Here is a 222-nt window from a genome sequence, read left to right as displayed (position 1 = left end):
TTTTCTTCGGCTTTTCGGCTTTCTTGACCGGTTTCAAGGCTTTGGCCTTCTCGGCAGCCTTGGAGGCCGTGGGCTTCTTCGCCGCCAGCTTGGCGAGCTGCCTGGTATAGTCCTTGTGCAGCGCGCCGGCGCCCCAGCCCTTGCCTTTGTTCTGCTTCGACAGCGCGTCCATGATGGCGACCAGATTATCGTCGCGGATTTTTTCCAGCTCACGGATCGACA

The 222-nt window shown here is 59.0% G+C and carries 1 pseudogene; it reads right to left on the bottom strand.

Going from position 1 to position 222, the window contains the following annotated elements:
- Positions 1-222: pseudogene (locus tag EOB49_RS36170) on the bottom strand (L-carnitine dehydrogenase); the annotation flags it as partial.

Source organism: Mesorhizobium sp. M7A.F.Ca.MR.148.00.0.0, assembly GCF_003997735.1.
Classification (GTDB): Bacteria; Pseudomonadota; Alphaproteobacteria; order Rhizobiales; family Rhizobiaceae; genus Mesorhizobium.
This window is presented reverse-complemented; position numbering and strand designations above follow the sequence as displayed.